The 15,504-nt window shown below is 67.9% G+C and carries 21 protein-coding genes; 13 read left to right on the top strand and 8 right to left on the bottom strand.

Annotation, left to right across the window (positions count from 1 at the left end; all coding sequences use genetic code 11):
* Positions 1-445: 445 nt before the first annotated feature.
* Entirely contained in the window at positions 446-895 is a 450-nt protein-coding gene (locus tag ACZ6R6_RS31170) for a hypothetical protein (protein WP_470099346.1), read from the top strand.
* Between the two features lie 163 nt (positions 896-1,058).
* Positions 1,059-2,087: a tRNA (adenosine(37)-N6)-threonylcarbamoyltransferase complex transferase subunit TsaD gene (tsaD, locus tag ACZ6R6_RS31165; RefSeq protein ID WP_470099344.1), complete on the top strand. Its 1,029-nt coding sequence runs from the start codon at positions 1,059-1,061 to the stop codon at positions 2,085-2,087.
* Positions 2,088-2,339: 252 nt separating this feature from the next.
* On the opposite strand, the gene ACZ6R6_RS31160 is transcribed toward tsaD, so the two are convergent.
* Both ACZ6R6_RS31160 and ACZ6R6_RS31155 read right to left on the bottom strand, forming a co-directional pair.
* On the bottom strand, positions 2,340-2,837 hold the full coding sequence (locus ACZ6R6_RS31160) for a hypothetical protein (RefSeq protein WP_470099342.1): 498 nt from the start codon (positions 2,835-2,837) through the stop codon (positions 2,340-2,342).
* Between the two features lie 224 nt (positions 2,838-3,061).
* Complete coding sequence (locus tag ACZ6R6_RS31155) at positions 3,062-3,310, bottom strand: hypothetical protein (RefSeq protein WP_470099378.1); 249 nt, start codon at positions 3,308-3,310, stop codon at positions 3,062-3,064.
* A 130-nt stretch (positions 3,311-3,440) separates the two neighbouring features.
* On the opposite strand from ACZ6R6_RS31155, the gene ACZ6R6_RS31150 reads away from it, so the two are divergent.
* The 4 genes from ACZ6R6_RS31150 (at position 3,441) to ACZ6R6_RS31135 (ending at position 5,408) form a co-directional block, all read left to right on the top strand.
* A complete protein-coding gene (locus ACZ6R6_RS31150) occupies positions 3,441-3,938 on the top strand; it encodes a hypothetical protein (protein ID WP_470099340.1) in 498 nt (165 codons plus the stop codon).
* A 70-nt stretch (positions 3,939-4,008) separates the two neighbouring features.
* Complete coding sequence (locus ACZ6R6_RS31145; RefSeq protein WP_470099338.1) at positions 4,009-4,224, top strand: hypothetical protein; 216 nt, start codon at positions 4,009-4,011, stop codon at positions 4,222-4,224.
* A gap of 542 nt (positions 4,225-4,766) precedes the next feature.
* Positions 4,767-5,015, top strand: coding sequence for a GTP cyclohydrolase I (locus tag ACZ6R6_RS31140; RefSeq protein ID WP_470099336.1), 249 nt, complete (start codon positions 4,767-4,769; stop codon positions 5,013-5,015).
* A 36-nt stretch (positions 5,016-5,051) separates the two neighbouring features.
* Positions 5,052-5,408: an ArsC/Spx/MgsR family protein gene (locus tag ACZ6R6_RS31135; protein ID WP_470099334.1), complete on the top strand. Its 357-nt coding sequence runs from the start codon at positions 5,052-5,054 to the stop codon at positions 5,406-5,408.
* 90 nt (positions 5,409-5,498) lie between these two features.
* On the opposite strand, the gene ACZ6R6_RS31130 is transcribed toward ACZ6R6_RS31135, so the two are convergent.
* Positions 5,499-5,732, bottom strand: a complete 234-nt coding sequence (locus tag ACZ6R6_RS31130; protein ID WP_470099332.1) for a hypothetical protein — start codon at positions 5,730-5,732, stop codon at positions 5,499-5,501.
* A 526-nt stretch (positions 5,733-6,258) separates the two neighbouring features.
* Here ACZ6R6_RS31130 and ACZ6R6_RS31125 point away from each other — a divergent pair.
* Positions 6,259-6,468 carry a hypothetical protein gene (locus ACZ6R6_RS31125; RefSeq protein WP_470099330.1) on the top strand — a complete coding sequence of 70 codons (210 nt, stop codon included), beginning with the start codon at positions 6,259-6,261 and terminating at the stop codon, positions 6,466-6,468.
* A 383-nt stretch (positions 6,469-6,851) separates the two neighbouring features.
* Here ACZ6R6_RS31125 and ACZ6R6_RS31120 read toward each other — a convergent pair whose 3' ends face one another.
* Positions 6,852-7,490 carry an MFS transporter gene (locus ACZ6R6_RS31120; protein ID WP_470099328.1) on the bottom strand — a complete coding sequence of 213 codons (639 nt, stop codon included), beginning with the start codon at positions 7,488-7,490 and terminating at the stop codon, positions 6,852-6,854.
* 19 nt (positions 7,491-7,509) lie between these two features.
* Here ACZ6R6_RS31120 and ACZ6R6_RS31115 point away from each other — a divergent pair, with 19 nt between their 5' ends.
* From ACZ6R6_RS31115 to ACZ6R6_RS31105, 3 genes are all read left to right on the top strand, one after another.
* The gene (locus tag ACZ6R6_RS31115; RefSeq protein ID WP_470099382.1) at positions 7,510-7,827 is read left to right on the top strand and encodes a hypothetical protein; all 318 of its coding nucleotides are present in this window, start codon (positions 7,510-7,512) and stop codon (positions 7,825-7,827) included.
* Complete coding sequence (locus ACZ6R6_RS31110) at positions 7,758-8,075, top strand: transposase (RefSeq protein WP_470099376.1); 318 nt, start codon at positions 7,758-7,760, stop codon at positions 8,073-8,075. The genes ACZ6R6_RS31115 and ACZ6R6_RS31110 overlap by 70 nt, the downstream gene beginning before the upstream one ends.
* Before the next feature lie 211 nt (positions 8,076-8,286).
* Complete coding sequence (locus ACZ6R6_RS31105; protein WP_470099326.1) at positions 8,287-8,757, top strand: nuclear transport factor 2 family protein; 471 nt, start codon at positions 8,287-8,289, stop codon at positions 8,755-8,757.
* 303 nt (positions 8,758-9,060) lie between these two features.
* Here the strand turns inward: ACZ6R6_RS31105 and ACZ6R6_RS31100 are convergent, their stop codons facing one another.
* The gene (locus tag ACZ6R6_RS31100) at positions 9,061-9,477 is read right to left on the bottom strand and encodes a Clp protease N-terminal domain-containing protein (RefSeq protein ID WP_470099324.1); all 417 of its coding nucleotides are present in this window, start codon (positions 9,475-9,477) and stop codon (positions 9,061-9,063) included.
* Complete coding sequence (locus ACZ6R6_RS31095) at positions 9,362-9,772, bottom strand: Tn3 family transposase (protein ID WP_470099322.1); 411 nt, start codon at positions 9,770-9,772, stop codon at positions 9,362-9,364. The genes ACZ6R6_RS31100 and ACZ6R6_RS31095 overlap by 116 nt, the downstream gene beginning before the upstream one ends.
* 120 nt (positions 9,773-9,892) lie before the next feature.
* Between ACZ6R6_RS31095 and ACZ6R6_RS31090 the strand changes: the two genes are divergently transcribed.
* Positions 9,893-10,348, top strand: coding sequence for a GNAT family N-acetyltransferase (locus ACZ6R6_RS31090; RefSeq protein WP_470099320.1), 456 nt, complete (start codon positions 9,893-9,895; stop codon positions 10,346-10,348).
* A gap of 31 nt (positions 10,349-10,379) precedes the next feature.
* On the opposite strand, the gene ACZ6R6_RS31085 is transcribed toward ACZ6R6_RS31090, so the two are convergent.
* Positions 10,380-10,838 (bottom strand): recombinase family protein, encoded by a 459-nt coding sequence (locus tag ACZ6R6_RS31085; protein ID WP_470099374.1) that lies wholly within the window; start codon positions 10,836-10,838, stop codon positions 10,380-10,382.
* 708 nt (positions 10,839-11,546) lie between these two features.
* On the opposite strand from ACZ6R6_RS31085, the gene ACZ6R6_RS31080 reads away from it, so the two are divergent.
* The gene (locus ACZ6R6_RS31080; RefSeq protein ID WP_470099318.1) at positions 11,547-12,194 is read left to right on the top strand and encodes a hypothetical protein; all 648 of its coding nucleotides are present in this window, start codon (positions 11,547-11,549) and stop codon (positions 12,192-12,194) included.
* A gap of 571 nt (positions 12,195-12,765) precedes the next feature.
* Here ACZ6R6_RS31080 and ACZ6R6_RS31075 read toward each other — a convergent pair.
* Entirely contained in the window at positions 12,766-13,869 is a 1,104-nt protein-coding gene (locus ACZ6R6_RS31075; protein WP_470099316.1) for an epoxide hydrolase family protein, read from the bottom strand.
* A gap of 85 nt (positions 13,870-13,954) precedes the next feature.
* On the opposite strand from ACZ6R6_RS31075, the gene ACZ6R6_RS31070 reads away from it, so the two are divergent.
* Complete coding sequence (locus ACZ6R6_RS31070; RefSeq protein ID WP_470099314.1) at positions 13,955-14,905, top strand: helix-turn-helix transcriptional regulator; 951 nt, start codon at positions 13,955-13,957, stop codon at positions 14,903-14,905.
* Positions 14,906-15,504: the final 599 nt, after the last annotated feature.

Here is a 15,504-nt window from a genome sequence, read left to right as displayed (position 1 = left end):
CCCTGAGAGAAGGCGCTGCCGTCGGTCGCCGCGGTCGCCTTCGCGGCCGTCACCGGCCTGCCCCGCTACCTGGCCGGCCGTGCCGAACGCCGCATCTCGCTGCAGGGCGCCATGATCCTCGACCGGGCCGCGGGCATCCTGCTGGCCAACGGGTTCACCGACCTGGTCCTCGCACGCCTGAACCGGTGACGGCACGCCTGTGACAGGACCCGTTCCCAAGGAGAGAAGGGTCCCGGAGCAAGGAGAGGAAGGTCCCGGAGCGTGTGACAGCGGGACATCGCACGGCAGGTCAGGGTGTCGCAGGCGATCCGGCAGACGTCCCGAAGATGGGGCAAGGTCCTCTTCGGGAGCCGCGGAGTCTGCAATGCTGAGGGCGGAAAAAACGTACCCCCGCACATACGTCGGGACCAGTATCCGAATACGCCCGGCGGAGAGGACAACCCCCGTGCCCATCGCCTTCCCATACGCCGACGATGCCGAGCGCGAGCACGCCGAACGGCTCGCCGCGGCGCGCCAGCAGCTCGCCCACGAGGGGATGCTCCACCCGACGTGGGAGGAGCTGACCGAGCAGGAGCGCGCGGACGCCATGGTGGACGCGGTCTGGTACCTACGGGCCGGGCGTCGAGCCGGACTGTACGGCTTCGACTCGGCCCGGCCGGTCATCACAGTGCGCGACACCAACGGGCAGCCGATCCCCCGCGAAGGCTACGAGGCCTTCCTGCGCACCTGGATCGAGAAGAACGGGACCGGCGACCGGCTCGCGCTGCTGGACGACACGGAGAGGTTCGTCGTGGCCGCGCTGCTGGACGAGCTGTGCGGCGTCTACCCCAAGGAGCAGCTCGGGCAGCTCGCCCGGGAGGTGGCGGTGAAGCTGAACGACCGGCGCGGCGCCTGACCGGCCTGCCGGGAGCGCCGAGCACCGCGTTCGGGGCGTCGGGGCTCCGGCCCTGTTCGAGGCGGGTGTGGTAGCCGGCGCCCACCTCGGCGGGGCCGGCTCCGTCGGCACACCTTGTCGCCTATCATTCGTAGTTGCAAACTACTCGCGATAAGAGGGTGGCATGGCGGTCGTTCTGGGGATCGAGACCTCGTGCGATGAGACCGGCGTCGGAATCGTGGCCGACGGGAGGCTCATCGGCGCCGCGCTGGCCTCCTCGATGGACGAGCACGCGCGCTACGGCGGAGTGGTGCCGGAGATCGCCGCCCGGGCGCACCTGGAGTCGCTGGTCCCGTGCGTGGAGGCCGCGTTCCGGCAGGCCGGGATCGGCCCCAGGGAGCTGGACGCGGTCGCCGTCACCTCGGGACCCGGCCTGGCGACCGCGCTGCAGACCGGCCTGGCCGCCGCGAAGGCCTACGCGCTCACCTGGGACCGGCCGCTGTACGGCGTGCACCACCTGGCCGGGCACGTGGCCGCCGACACCCTGGAGCACGGTCCGCTGCCCCGGCGGTCCGTCGCGCTGATCGTGTCGGGCGGCCACACCTCGCTGCTGCTCCTCGGCGACCTGGCACGCGATCCGATCGTTCACCTCGGCGACACCCGCGACGACGCCGCGGGAGAGGCGTTCGACAAGATCGCGCGGATTCTCGGGCTCGCCTACCCCGGTGGTCCCGCCGTCGACAGGGCCGCACGGGACGGAGATCCCCGGGCGATCGGTTTCCCCCGCGCGATGCTCGGCGCCGGCTACGACTTCTCCTTCTCCGGGCTCAAGAGCGCCGTCGCCCGGCACGTGGAGCGGGGTGGTCCCGGGTTCTCGGTGCCGGACGTCGCCGCCTCCTTCCAGGAGGCCGTGGTCGACGTCCTGACCCGCAAGGCCGTCGACGCCTGCCTGGCCCACGGCGTGGACACGCTGGTGATCGTCGGCGGGGTCGCCGCGAACCACAGGCTCCGGCGGGTCGCCGCCGAGCGGTGCGGCGCCGCAGGTGTCACGCTGCGGATCCCGTCCCCGCGGCTGTGCACCGACAACGGCGCGATGATCGCCGCCGTCGGGGGTCTCCTGGTCGCCGCCGGCGCCCCGCCCTCCCCCTTCGACCTGGCCGCCGACCCGTCGGCCCCGCTGACCCGGGCCTCTCTCACCCCGGACCGTCTCTGACCCCGTCCGCGTGGCCCTTCCCGGCGCTGACTCATTGCGGCCGTAGAGGTGGCTTCTCCACGATCACGCGACTGCGGGCCCCTCACTCACCAGCCGTTCAAGAAGGCGGCAGTAGGCACCATGTCACCACAGTCGACTGAGTATCCGCTCCAAGAAGTCACATCAGCCCATGGAGCCGGCTGGCAGACTGCGGACATGCCCGGGGAGCGCGGCATGTCACGTATGCGGCCACCGTGGCCGCGGCGTCGACCATCAGGAGGCTGAGGCCTCCCTGACTGCGGCGGACAGCCAGACGGTCAGCGCGGTGAGGGTCACGAGGGCGATGACGATCAGCGCAGGAAAGTACCAATCCGGGAAAAGAAGCCCGAGATCGACATCACCAGCGGGATACAGCACGATCGCGTAAGTGCCCAATACGGCCAGGGCGAGAGTGAGCAGGTAGACCATGCTGGCGGCCGTGCACAGCACGAGGCCGCCGGCGGTGGATCGACGATTCAGCCGGCCACCCAGCGCGGCGAGCACGGCCGCCTCGACGGCGAGAATGAGAGTGATGCTGAGCGTCACCTTCCGCGCTGACGCGATCTCCCCGTCCAGCCGGCCTGGCAGCAGGTCGTTCCAGCCTCCGTGCCCGGGGTTGAGCCCCGACTGGGCGGCCAACTGGAGCTCGATCAGGGTCACTCCGGCGTACAGCAACGGCGCCGCCAGAGCGCACAGCAGAGCGGGCGAGCGTTTCAGGTGTCGCAGGTTCATGATCGGTTAGATGGCCGACCGAAGCAGAGGGTTCAGCGACGGATCACATCTAGCGGCTTGAGATGGTGATCATCTGTGTCAGCCGCAGATGTAACGGGCCTGGCGTTGGGCGGGTCCGCCGCGAGTAAGGCGACGGGCGATACCGGCGACGGCGGCCCAGCGGATGATCACCGCGGACACCACGGGATCGCGTTCGTAGTCGCGAGCCGGACGGCGGCAGGCGATCAGGCCAACGTCCGCTCGACCACCCACCTGCGTGAGATGACGTTGAACCCACACTGGGCAGCGGGCTTGCGCACGACCTCCAGGGTGGTGCGCAGCGTGTCGTTAGTCCAGTCCGCCAGCCGTCCGGCAAAACCCTGGTCGGCGAAGACATGCCGGATCGGGGTGGTCGGGCACGTCGACAGCAAGGTGGTCTTGGCGCCGTCACGGTATTGCCTGCTTGCGGCCATCACTGCGACCGTGACCAGCAGGCCGCCGCCTGTACCGCGACCGCCAGTCGGAACCCTTGACGGAAGTACGCCCGTGGCGTGCCAAGGTTGCCGCAGTGGATTCCGAAATCAAGGTGGAGTCCGGGCATTCCATTCGAAGGAGAACTGAGTGATGAAAGTTAATTCGAAGGTTTCAGGGTTGATTGTGGGCGTATTCTTCATTCTGCTATCCCTGGTCGGATGCACAGAGAGCGGGGAGCCAGATGGGGAAACAAGGATTTTCGAAATTTCCAATACCGAAGAGATTGCCGGCAAGAAGGACGAAGAAGTGTTGACGCTCAGGAAGCATTATATGATTCTGAATCCACCGAGGGATCTGATGGATTTGAAGGATCTGATCGAAGGATACGCCAAGAATCATCCAGTCGAAAGCGAGAACAGACTCCTTCATTTGTCTTTCTACCGGGAAAGTGGCGACTTGCCGAGGGGCTGGCAGCCCGATGAAGGTTACATGAGCACGGATCGGCTGGAACATCACAAAAGCGATCTCATTGCATCGATCACCTGGTCAGGCAGCCAACCCGAAAAAGAATACGATGTTTACGGCAAAAGCGAGGAAGGAAAAATCCTGAAGCGGATGCGTTTCATTGAGGATCGGATTGTTGAGTGAGTGCGCCAGACCGGCGCGCCTCCCGCATCCGGGTGCCCTGCCCGTGGCACCACCCAATCCACCGCACCGGATGCTCGAGGTCGTAGCCGTGGCGGCGGACCCAGGCCGGCCACCGCGGATCGCCGGGTCCGTCAATGTCGAGATCCCAACGGCAACGACGCAGAAAACAACGGACATGCAGGTCGGCGGCCCGCCTTCCAAGCAGTTCCCGAAGGTCCTTGAGGAAGTTCCGACCGGCATGTCCGTTGAAAATTTCGCCGATATCACCGGCCCCCAAGGGGGGTGACCTCTCCGCACGCCTGACTGTTGCATCGTCATTTACCTGAGAAGTGGACGCTCGGGAGGAGAAAACGTCGTGCCCGTAAAGGCGTGCCGATGACGGTGCGATCATCGGCGTGACGTCCGGCGTGGGCACCGCTGTCGACAGTGATGCGGGCGCAGTACTCCGGCGGTCCCGAGCTGATCGAACCCATCAGTGTGGGCTGCCTGCCTTGTTCTCGTAGCTCGATCACACTCTGCACGACGACGAATAGTCAGCGGCGCGATCACTGAGAACGGGCCTGTCGTGAAGTATCTGCCACCAGCCGTAAAACGAGCATTTTCCCCGGTAGGGGCACTGCTGGAGAGAGGCGCAGCGGGGCGGCCCGCTGTGAGCTTGGACGGCCTTCCCGCGTCGGCTGGACAAGTGGGTGAAGATACTGATGGCCAGTTTTGATCATCGTTCGGCGCTGCTCACCGACGAAGTGACCACTGGTTGTGGTGCCATTACGTCGAGTTCACTCCTCTGGGTTCCCGCTCGGCTCTGGTCCCGCGGCCCAGCCGGCGGTCGTGCCGTGTTGGGACTGTCCGTCGAACCAGGCGCAAGAACGCCTCACCGAACAAGTCGCCGACTGGCTGCAGACCCGGCTGGAACCCAAAGGCGTCGGCATCGTCATCCAGGCCGAGCACACCTGCATGACCTTGCGCGGAGTTCAGGCCGCGGGAACGGCTACCATGACCTCACCCCTCCTCGGCGCCCTGCGCACCGACGCCCGCTCACTCAGCGAATTCCTCGCCCTGACCGGTCTGCCCGGATGACCGGCGTGCCCCAGCACAGCTCGAAGGACCACCGTCATGGAAATCTGGATCAACCCCGCGTGCAGCAAATGCGCTTCCGCGCTCTCGCTGCTGGATGACGCGGGCGCCACCTACACCGTGCGGCGCTACCTGGAAGAACCGCCGACCGCCCAAGACATCGAAGACGTGTTGCAACGCCTCGGCATGCAGCCCTGGGAGATCACCCGCCTCACCGAACCCACAGCGGCCGAGCTGGGCCTCACCGCGTGGCCGCGCGACGAGAGCCACCGCCGGCAGTGGATCACGGCGCTGGCCGCCCACCCGATCCTGATCCAACGGCCCATCATCACCGCGGACGACGGAACGGCGGTGGTCGGCCGTTCACCCGACTCCGTACGATCCCTCCTGCCGTAGCGGCCGGGCCCACACCGGGGCCGCAATCCCCGTTCGCCCTGCCCGGACTCGGGGCGCGTCTGATCGCTGTGTACGGGTGAACGGTATGGTTCATGAGATCACTTCCGGGAAGCCCGGCGAGGCGGCGTCGACCTTGAGCCGGCGGGCGACGGACTCCACCGCGTCGTCACGCAGTTCGGCCCGGCCCCGGGGCAACCGCCCGAACCGGCCGTAGAACTTCAGCGGCAGCGCGGACCCGGGCTGCCTGTCGCGGCGCTTGACCGCGACCAGGTCCTGCCCGGCACCGACCAGCGTCCAGCGCTCAACCAGGTCCCCGAGATTCAACGAGGATCGATTCACAGCCGCAGATCAGCACGGCGGTCACAACCCCGGCGACAGCCCCCAAAGCATGATCAACTATTTGGCGGCGGGTGTCACGGTTCTTACCAACACCCCGATTCACGGCCGGAACCAGGAGAACCCCTACAGGGGTCAAGGCCGCCCCGCCCTGCCCTACGGCGCGGCCGGTGCCGCCACGCGCGCGGCGGCAGAGCGACAGCATCCCGCGGTGGTGCCGGACCCAGGGATCGGCGTCCGGCAACGGCTCATACACCGCTCGGCGCTCCTCACCCGGGACGACCATGTACGCCCCCGTCTCCAGGGCGTCATCGGCCGGCACCCCCGGTCCGGGCACCGTCGCCCTGTCCAGGGGACCACCCAGCAAGGTCGCCTGTCGCGTGGTCATGGCTCCCACCCTGGCCTGCGGGCCCGGCCGTGTCCCCGGCTCCGGGCGATCGCGGCACCCCATCTAGGGTCACGAGGCCGTGCTATTTTCCTGCTTCCAGTGGCGACCGACAGATGTGGGGCAATCATGTTCAAGTACGAGTTCGGCGTTGTCGAGTGGTTATGGGACGTGGAGGCCATCCGGGTCAACATGCCCGGGAGCAACGAGCGTAAGTTCTCCGGCAGCTACGACGAGGTGGTCGCGGTGCTTTCCGAACTCGGCAGTCAGGGTTGGGACGTGGCCACGTGCACGGCCAACAGCAACTGGTTGTTCTGGACTCTGCGGCGCCAGCACTGAGGTAGGGGGTTGGCCTGCCCGGACCGGCTTGACGTACGGAACGGTTCCGTTGCAGGTCCACCCCCGCCTCCGGCCGCCCCCACCCCTGAACTCTGAATTCAGCTCTGGCATCCCTATCGCTGTGCGGTGAAGAGACCGGCTGCGAAGATCAACACGGTTTAGGGCTCATGCGTGACTCTTACGGGTACTCGGAGATGGCGCGGTGGGCATGTCACAGCTCCACGTATCTCGGCGGGGTCCCGGCTACCGTCTGCCCCAGGCCCGCCCGGCCACGAGAGCGGTTGCGATGAGGCCGGCGAGCATCCATGCCGCGGCATAGCCAAAACCCCACCGCTGGGGACGTGACAGCCCACAGCAGCCCCACCATGGCGGAGGAGAGCAGGTCACCACCGGCCTGGACGGTGCCGAGCAGCCCGAACCCGCTGCCCCGCAGCCGGTCCGGCAGCGCCCGGGCCACCAGGGTGGACTCGGCGGTCTCGGCCGGCCCGATGCCGGTGCCCGCCAGGGCGAACGGCGAACAGCCCCGGCACCGCGGCCAGCAGCAGCGTGTGCCGGAGCCCGACCGCGGCCACCAGAGCGGCGGCCAGCAGCGGGCCCGCCACCGCACCCAGGTTGTCGCCGGCCCGTTCCAGCCCGTAAGCCCGTCCGTAGCCGGTGCGCGGGGCCAGCACACCCAGCGCGTCCCGGGACGGTGAGCGCAGCCCGCGGGCCGCCCACGAGCCCGCCCGCAAGATCGCCACCTGCCACACCGATACTGTCAGGCCGATCGCGCAGCCGAGCAGGGCGGTGCCCAGGTAGCCGCCGCGGGCCGGCCGGGTCCGCATCCGCGGATCATCGGCCAGCGGCCCACCGGCCAGCTTCGACACCCCGATCAACGCGTCGGAGGCGCCTTCGATCAAACCGGGGGCGGCGGGCCCGGCGTGCAGGGTCGTGGTGAGAAAGGACGGCAGCACCGCGGTGGTGATCTCGTGGCCGGCGGCCGACCACCATGAGGCCACCGTCGCCCACGAGCTCTGGGTCACAGAGAAGGAGGCGCTCATCGTGCCGGGCGATGCCGCCTACGGCACCGGCGCGGCCCGCCAGCCGCTGCAGGCGGCCGGCCACCCCCTGATCATCAAGCCTCCGCCGCTGCGCCAGGCCGTCCCCGGAGGGTGCACCATCGACGACTTCACCATCGACGCCACCGCGGGCCTGCTGACCTGCCCGGCCAGGCACACCGTCCAGTTGAGGCGACCCAACGCCACCGGCGCCCGGATCGTCCAGTTCAAAAACGGTGCACCGACTGCCCGCTGCGGACGCGGTGCACCACCGCAGCGAGCGGGCGCACCCTCAACATCCACCCGCATCATGACCTGCTGACCGCCGCTCGACGCCAGGCCGCCACCGATCCGGCCTGGCAGGCCGACTACCGCCGTTGGCGGCCACCGGTCGAACGCGGCGTGGCCTGGCTGGTCGCCCGGGGCAGCCGCCGCCTGCGCCATCTGGGCGCAAGCAAGAACAACCTCTGGCTCCACACCCGCGCTGCTGCCCTGAACCTTCGCACGTTGATCCACCTCGGACTCTCCTGCACCGGCGGGGTCTGGCCTCTGGAGCTGGCCACCGCCTGACGGCGAGCAGGCATCCGCTCAGCACGGGTCCGAAACAAGACCTTCAGTGATCTTCTAGACAAGTGAGTCCGAACTCCTTCGGGCTGCCCCGAAACCGTGCCGAGCCGCGAAGTAGGCGGTCTGTGCGCCGATGTCGCTCACTAGGACGTCCGATCACCGCCGGCGCGGTTCTTCACCTGTCTGTGACGCTGGGGCCATGAGTATGGCGAACGTGACCGAGAAGCAGACTGACGGCGCGCCTACCGGGGAGCGAGCACAGGACGCCTGGGCGGTGATGGAGAAGTTCTACCGGGCTGAGGCCGCGTACATCGCCGCGGGCGGGTTCGGCAGGGCCAGCTATGACGAGGTCGCCGCATACCTGGACCCTGAGGTCGTCCTGTATCAGGCTCCCGGCTTGCCGTTCACGGGAACGGGGACATGGCGGGGACGAGACGGGCTGGAGCGGTTCCTGGCCGCTTTCAGCCAGACCTGGACATCCATGGAGTTCCTGGAGCAGGAACACTGGGGCGACGGGGACACGGTGGTGGTACGGAACCGGGTACGGTTCCGTGCTCGTGCAACCGGTCAGGAGATCGATACGCTGATCATGCAACTGATCCGGGTACGGAACAGGCGCATGCACGAATGCCGGCCGTTTTACTGGGACCCTGCCGCCATCGCCACCGCGACCTTGCACACATAGAGCCCTGGACCGAAGAAGGGGCAGCACCCCGGCCCGCTGATCACGGCCGACAAGGGCCAGATCTCCGCTGGACTCGATGCCTGCCTGGCCGAACGTGGCGTGGCCAGGAAGGTGTAAACGAGAGCCGGGTGTTGGTTGGATTGAGAGCCAGACGTTGATCGACGGGCTCAAAATGTTGACGACTTCTGGAGCCACCATGACCCGCTGGGGGTGCTGGTCGGGTGTTGCAGCGAGTGACCAGCCGGAGTTCCGGCGCCGTTGGAAGGCAGGGATCCCGCGACGTGTCAATCATCTGGAGCGAGTTCAGAGGACGTCGCCGTGGAGAACCTTGACGACCTGATCGCGGGCCTGTTTCAGGCCGACGCCCAGAGCCTCTGTTCCATCCTCATGTAGGAGGCCGAGCAGGAGATGCTCGGTGCCGACGTATCGGTGCCCGAGCCCGTCCGCCTCACGGCGGGCCGCCTCCGTGAGGCGGACGAGGTCTGCGCTTATCGCTCGGGTGCGCGTGGCGCCGAGGTCGACGCCGAGGCTGTTGAGCGTCATGACGGCCACGCCCTCGTCCAGGCGGGCAAGGCCCGTCAACAGGTGATCGGCGGTAACACGGTCATGTCCCTGAACCCTTGCTTCCTGCTCGGCCAGGTCCAGCGCCTGCCGGGCACGGACCGTCAGGAGGCGCTCCAGGGGTTGATGAAGGGTCGTCTTCCTCAGCTTCCTCAGCATGGCGCCTCCGTCCGCGCGAGCAACTGACAACAGTATGATCGCGCTGAGTTGACCGTGACAGGGGGCGGTCGGGGAACCGCTGGCCATCGGATGAGCCCATGGCGCCGCCGCCGAACACCTTGGCCGGTTCCAGGCCATGGTGGTGGTTGACGATGACCGTGTTGGCCTCGCGCAGCGTCTCCTCCCGCACATACCAGTCCTGATGGGTGGTGGGGCTGTGTTGCTGAGTTCTGACACCACCTCGTCGGTTGCAGTAGGGCGATCGATTAACTACGCAGTGTGATGGAGCGTCCATGGCCCGGTGTCGAAGATTGAGCTGTACGAGGCGATCCGCACAGTGGTTACCCGGGCAGAATCACCTGATCATGTGAATATTCACATGACGGCCCACGCGGAGATCCGATAGAGATGACCCATGTCCACTCGTGTGCGCCTCAACGACCTATGCCAGGAAACCTGGGAGGAGGTGGCCGACCTGACGGTCGCTGACGACCAGCGCGACCTCATCGCGTCCAACTTGTACTCGATCGCGGAAAGTCGCTTCTTGCCGGGCTTCGTAACCCGTGCGGTGATGCATGAGGAGCGCGCCGTGGGCTTCGCGATGTACGGCCCCGACCCCGACGACGGTCAGATGTGGCTCTACCGCTTGATGATCGACAAGGACCATCAGGGAAAGGGGCTGGGCCGAGCCGCTCTCCAGCAGGTCATCGCCCACGTGCGGGACGCGTTCGACGCGCCGGTGCTGCGACTGGGGGTACGCGCGGACAACATCGCGGCCAGGGCGCTCTACACCTCTGCCGGGTTCGTCCCCACCGGGCAGGTTCTCGGCGACGAGTACATCCTGGAGTTCCGTCTGTCCGCCACCGACTGAGCGGCGCGGGATCTTCGTTACCCATCCCCGGTCAGCCCCCTGACGCCACCTTGTTCCCCGCCGCCCGCTGGACTGCCCGATACACCGTCGAGCGGGCCACGCCAAACAGCTCGGCGCTGGTGTGCTCACCTGCCTTGTGCAGCGCCACGAGATGCGCCTCCTGCCGAGCGTTCAGCTTCGGTTTCCTGCCCCGCAACCGCTCTTCAGCTTTGGCGATCTTCATGCTCTCACGGGTCCGCATCCGCGCCAGGTCCGCCTCGAACTCCGCGACCATCGCCAACACGGTGAACAGCAACTTGCCCATCGGATCGGTCGGATCATAGATCGACCCGCCCAAGTTGAGCTTCACCGCGCGAGCGGTCAGTTTCTCGCGATGTCGTGGGCGTCGGCCACCGACCGCGCCAGTCGGTCCAGCCTCGTCACCACGGCCCAGCCTCGTCACCACGGCGCTGTCATTGAGCGAGCACGCTGTCGGCCGACCACACCCCATCACGATCCGTCCGGCCGCGTCGTCTGCCGGCCGTCTGCGAACCGAGCGCAGCATGGAGCACCACGCCGAATTCCACACCGAACGCCGGTCACAGGCCGTAGTGATTACTACGCAGGGCTACGCGGGTCTCATCGCAGCTTCCCGAGTGGAGGGCCTCCCCCGGAGGGAAACGGGTTGGTGCCGCAACACGGTGCGCCGCAATTGGCAGGCGGCGGTGGAGGGCTTGCACCTCCGCGTAGCAGGAACCTCACCTGGCGGGAGTTGATCTGCCGCCGCAGTCCAGTCTCCGGGGTGACGCAGCGCCTCGAAGTGGTGGCCCAGCAGGTCGACCCCGCGCTGGGCGTAGGTGGCCTGGATGGCGCGGTCGCGGCCGGAAAGGCGCTCGAACATGATCGAAGAGGTCCTCTCAGATGGAGCGACAGGCCATGGAAAGCGATGTCAAGCGCAGCGGGGCGGCCGGCGGCGGGAGGCGGTTGCGGGGCGGCCGGCGTGGAGGCTCGACGGGCGGAAGCGGGGTTACTGCGATCTCCCGGGTTCGGCCCGCACACGGCCGGCCTCCGGTTCTCCCTGCCCGGAGCCCCGTCTGCTTCTCGACGTCGACACGGAGCCGTCGCGAGGATTTCTCACCTCTTAGGCGCGAAGTGTTCTCAATCATCTTCAGATGCGATAAAAGATCATCCGCACCTATTGTCTCTCCTTGAGGTATACGTGAAGAAGTTCCTTCGTCTTCTCGCGGCCCAGCTGTTCGCCGCGATGTTCCTTCTCACCGCCTTCTCCGGCCCCGCGCGTGCCGACACCCCTCAGAGCGACGCCGAGCTCGCCGCCGAGTGGCAGGCCGCGTGGGACACCTACAGGTTCTACGACTCCGCGCCCCCTCCCTCTCCGAGCTCGGGGCGGAGCAGGGAGAAGGCCATGATCTCGATCGAGATCGACGCCCCGGTGGAGCATGTGTTCGACAAATATTCGAACATCAACAACCACATCGGCATGCATTCGTTCCTGAAGCGTGTCGTCACCCACGACGACCGGCTTCAGGCCGGCACGCGCTACATCGACTTCACGGCCATCGAGGAGATCCCCTACCAGGGCGCGATCGTCACCAGCAAGACCCACGCGCAACAGCGCATCGACCGCGCCGCCCTCAAGTACGAGACAGACACCTGGTCGCTGCCCGGTGTCGTCACGCACCAGAAGATCGTCTTCGAGGAACTGGACAGCGGGACGACCAGGGTCACCGAGCAGCTCGTCTTCGACGCGGACACCTCGCTGATCGACTTCGTCGTCACGAACGGCGTCGCCTCCCACCAGGCGACGCAGGCGGCCCTCAAGCAGGCGATCGAGAGCGGCCAGCTCTGATCCGTCACCGGGCGGGACCCGCTCTTCGGCGCGTCCCGCCCGGTCCACCGCTCCTGTCCGCGACATCAGGCCGACCACCTCGCGGCCGATCCGTGATGCGCCCGCGGTGACCGCACACCCATGCCCTTCCCACGAAGGGCGCACACGCTCGGAGGAGCCCGTCGACGGCTACACCAGTCGGAAAACAGTGAGATCCCGCCCGATCTAGGTGATCGGACGGGATCTCGTCAACGTGCTTCAGGCCATCTCGAGAACGGCCCTCATGGGTGGGGTGGCCGTATACGCGCGGGAGCTGCTCGTCCCCTACGCCCACGGTGACGGCCTGGGCCACTGGTCGCGGGCGAGCCTCGTTCTTCTACCTCGCCCCGGACGCCAGCCCGCTCATGATGGCCACCACCGTCCGGGACGGGCATGCCGCGAGAGGCGCCGCCCGCGGGGCGTGGCGGCCCTGGCCGGCGCGTCATCCGGGCTGCGGCTTACGTGCGGCCACATCGGCCGCACCGTCCCCCGGCGCGTCGGCTTCCCATGCAGACTCCCGCCACTTCACCTCATCCTCACTCCGGCTCGCCCGTCACTTCAGCTCGCCGAAGAATGTCCGAAGGTCCGCGGCCAGCACTTCCGGGGCTTCCATGGCGGGGAAGTGCTGGCCCCGCTCGTACTCGGCCCAGTACGCCCCGGCGGGTGGGTCCAGCACCTTGCGTACCGTGGCGTCGGCGCCGAACACCGCGAATCCCTGCGGCACGACCGGCGGCGCGCCCCAGTCGCTGGAGTGTGCCTGCTCGTACAGGAAACCGGCGGCGGTGACGCCGGAGCGGGTGAACCAGTAGAGGCTCACGATCGTGAGCAACTGGTCCCGGTCGTAGGGCAGATCGGTCCACTCCTCGAACTTCTCCGCGATCCAGCACAGCTGCCCGGCCGGGGAGTCGTTCAGCAGGTAGCCGATGGTCTGGGGCCGGCTGTTCTGTATCGCCAGGTAGCCGCTGCCGTCACTGCGGAACTCCGCCATCCGGTCCAGGACGAGCTTGTCCACCGGGTCCGCCGGGTCCAGCCGCTCAGCCAGGCCAGGCAGGAAGGTGGCCGTGTTCGCCGTCGTGAGCGGGTCGGTCACCACGTGGATGCCCACGACGTGCTCGCCGTCGAGGCCGCCCACCGCCCCGGAGATACCCGCGCCGACGTCGCCGCCGTGGACGCCGTACCGTTCGTAGCCGAGGCCGCGCATCAGCTCGGCCCAGGCCCGGGCGGTGCGGGTCATGTTCCAGCCGGGCTCGCGTACCGGGGTGGAGAAGCCGAAGCCGGGCAGCGACGGCACCACCAGATGGAAGTCGTCCCGCAGCTGCCTGATCAGCGTGGTGAACTCGGCGAACGAGCTGGGGTACCCGTGGGTGAGCACCAGCGGCAGGGCGTTGGGGTTGCCGGAGCGCACATGCAGGAAGTGGATCCGTTGCCCGTCGATCTCCGTGGTGAACTGGGGGAACTCGTTGAGCTCCGCCTCGGCGGCGCGCCAGTCGTAGCTCCTTTCCCAGTACGCGGTCAGTTCCTTCATGAACTGCAGCGGCAGGCCTCGGGTCCCCGCGACGCCAGGCAGGGCGTCGGGCCAGCGGGTCCTGGCCAGCCGGTCGGCCAGGTCGTCGACTTCGGACTGCGGGATGGCGATGGTGAACGGCTCGATGCGCATCGTGGGCTCCTTCGGATTCAGATGCCCGCAACGCTAGGAGCCAAAGTGGAACAGTTCTTTCCTATAAGAGTGACAGACTCGCAGAATGTTGGAAACCTCGGCCAGGTTGCTGAAGCTGCTGTCACTGCTACAGGCGCGGCGGGCCTGGACCGGCGCCGAACTGGCCGATCGGCTCGGGGTCACCACGCGGACCGTGCGCAACGACGTGGAGCGGTTACGCGGCCTCGGCTATCCGGTGGAGACCACCCGCGGGCCTGCGGGCGGCTACCGGCTGGGCGCGGGCGCGAGCCTGCCGCCGCTGCTGCTGGACGACGAGGAGGCTGTCGCGGTCGCGGTCGGCCTGCGTACGGCCGCCGGCGGCACCGTGGCGGGCCTCGAGGAGACCTCGGCCAGGGCGCTGGTCAAGCTGCAGCAAGTCCTGCCGTCGCGGCTGCGGCGGCGGGTGGAGGCTGTGCAGGAGTCCACGGTGCCGGCGCCGTGGGCGGGGCCGAGCGTCGACGCCGACGTGCTGACCGCGATCGCGACCGCATGCCGGGACTGCGAAGGGCTCCGCTTCGACTACGAGTCGCACGACGGCGGCTCCTCGGTGCGGAACACCGAGCCGCACCGCCTGGTGCACACCGGGCGGCGCTGGTATCTGGTGGCGTGGGATCTCGACCGTGGCGACTGGCGTACGTTCCGGGTGGACCGCATCCGGCCCCGCACGCCGCCGGGGCGGCGCTTCATCCCGCGCCCGCTGCCGGAAGGAGGCGATGTCGCCGGGCACGTCTCGCGCGGCGTCGCCGCTGCGACCTGGCGTTACCGGGCCAGGGTGGTCGTGCACGCGCCCGCGGAGCGGGTACGGCGCAAGCTGCCAGTGCCGGCGGAGATCCAGCCGCTGGGCGAGGACAGGTGCGTGTTCGAGCCGGGGTCGGACAATCCGCTGATGCTCGCGAGCTACCTGGCCATGCTGGGCGAGGATTTCACGGTCGAGGGCTCGCCTGAGCTGGTGGCGGAGTTGCGCGCGGTCGCGCAGAGGTTCCTGAAGGCGATCTAGGGGGCGTGGCCGGGCCCCAACGGGTCGGCCGGGTCGACCGGACCCCGTCATGGAACGGCCTGCTGCTGCAGGGCTGGTGAAGTGGTAGATCGCCGAGTACATCACGTGCAGCAGCACCGCAACCGCTGCGCTGACCGGCTTCCGGCCCGAGCCGCTGGCGGAGCACACCGACGTCCAGCATCTGACGGATTCGCACGGGACCGACGCCAACAAACTGCTGCTGCCGCGCATCACCGAGGCCGGGCGGCAGCACTACGCCAAGCACTACGCGACGTACCAGCGCCTGTACGACGACATGGCCGTCCAGGAACCCGCCGGGGAGCCGCCCGCCGCAGTGTGAGGCGTCCGGCATGAGTGCCTTGAAACACCGGGAGGATGCCCTGGCTCTCGATAGGCTCCCCGAGTTGCAGTAGACACCGGGGAGGCCATCGTGACGCATGGGGCAGGAGATCGAGGTCAAATACCGGGTGGGTGACTTGGAGGCACTGGAGGCTGCGCTCGCCCGGGAAGGCGCCCTGTTGTCGGCCCTTGCCGCTCCCCGCTCGCCATTGACGTCAGGGGTGTCGACCACGGCGTAGCCCGCCCGCGCGAACTGTCCC

Source organism: Streptosporangium sp. NPDC048886 (assembly GCF_055586905.1).
This window is presented reverse-complemented; position numbering and strand designations above follow the sequence as displayed.

Excerpts from the sequence above, each read along its gene's own strand:
- ACZ6R6_RS31145 (WP_470099338.1), top strand. The coding sequence starts at position 4,009 with ATGCTCGAGGTCGTAGCCGTGGCGGCGGACCCAGGCCGGCCACCGCGG.
- ACZ6R6_RS31150 (WP_470099340.1), top strand. The coding sequence starts at position 3,441 with ATGAAAGTTAATTCGAAGGTTTCAGGGTTGATTGTGGGCGTATTCTTC.
- tsaD (WP_470099344.1), top strand. The coding sequence starts at position 1,059 with ATGGCGGTCGTTCTGGGGATCGAGACCTCGTGCGATGAGACCGGCGTC.
- ACZ6R6_RS31075 (WP_470099316.1), bottom strand. The coding sequence starts at position 13,869 with ATGCGCATCGAGCCGTTCACCATCGCCATCCCGCAGTCCGAAGTCGAC.
- ACZ6R6_RS31090 (WP_470099320.1), top strand. The coding sequence starts at position 9,893 with ATGTCCACTCGTGTGCGCCTCAACGACCTATGCCAGGAAACCTGGGAG.
- ACZ6R6_RS31135 (WP_470099334.1), top strand. The coding sequence starts at position 5,052 with ATGGAAATCTGGATCAACCCCGCGTGCAGCAAATGCGCTTCCGCGCTC.
- ACZ6R6_RS31085 (WP_470099374.1), bottom strand. The coding sequence starts at position 10,838 with ATGGGGTGTGGTCGGCCGACAGCGTGCTCGCTCAATGACAGCGCCGTG.
- ACZ6R6_RS31070 (WP_470099314.1), top strand. The coding sequence starts at position 13,955 with ATGTTGGAAACCTCGGCCAGGTTGCTGAAGCTGCTGTCACTGCTACAG.
- ACZ6R6_RS31095 (WP_470099322.1), bottom strand. The coding sequence starts at position 9,772 with ATGGACGCTCCATCACACTGCGTAGTTAATCGATCGCCCTACTGCAAC.
- ACZ6R6_RS31125 (WP_470099330.1), top strand. The coding sequence starts at position 6,259 with ATGTTCAAGTACGAGTTCGGCGTTGTCGAGTGGTTATGGGACGTGGAG.
- ACZ6R6_RS31160 (WP_470099342.1), bottom strand. The coding sequence starts at position 2,837 with ATGAACCTGCGACACCTGAAACGCTCGCCCGCTCTGCTGTGCGCTCTG.
- ACZ6R6_RS31100 (WP_470099324.1), bottom strand. The coding sequence starts at position 9,477 with ATGCTGAGGAAGCTGAGGAAGACGACCCTTCATCAACCCCTGGAGCGC.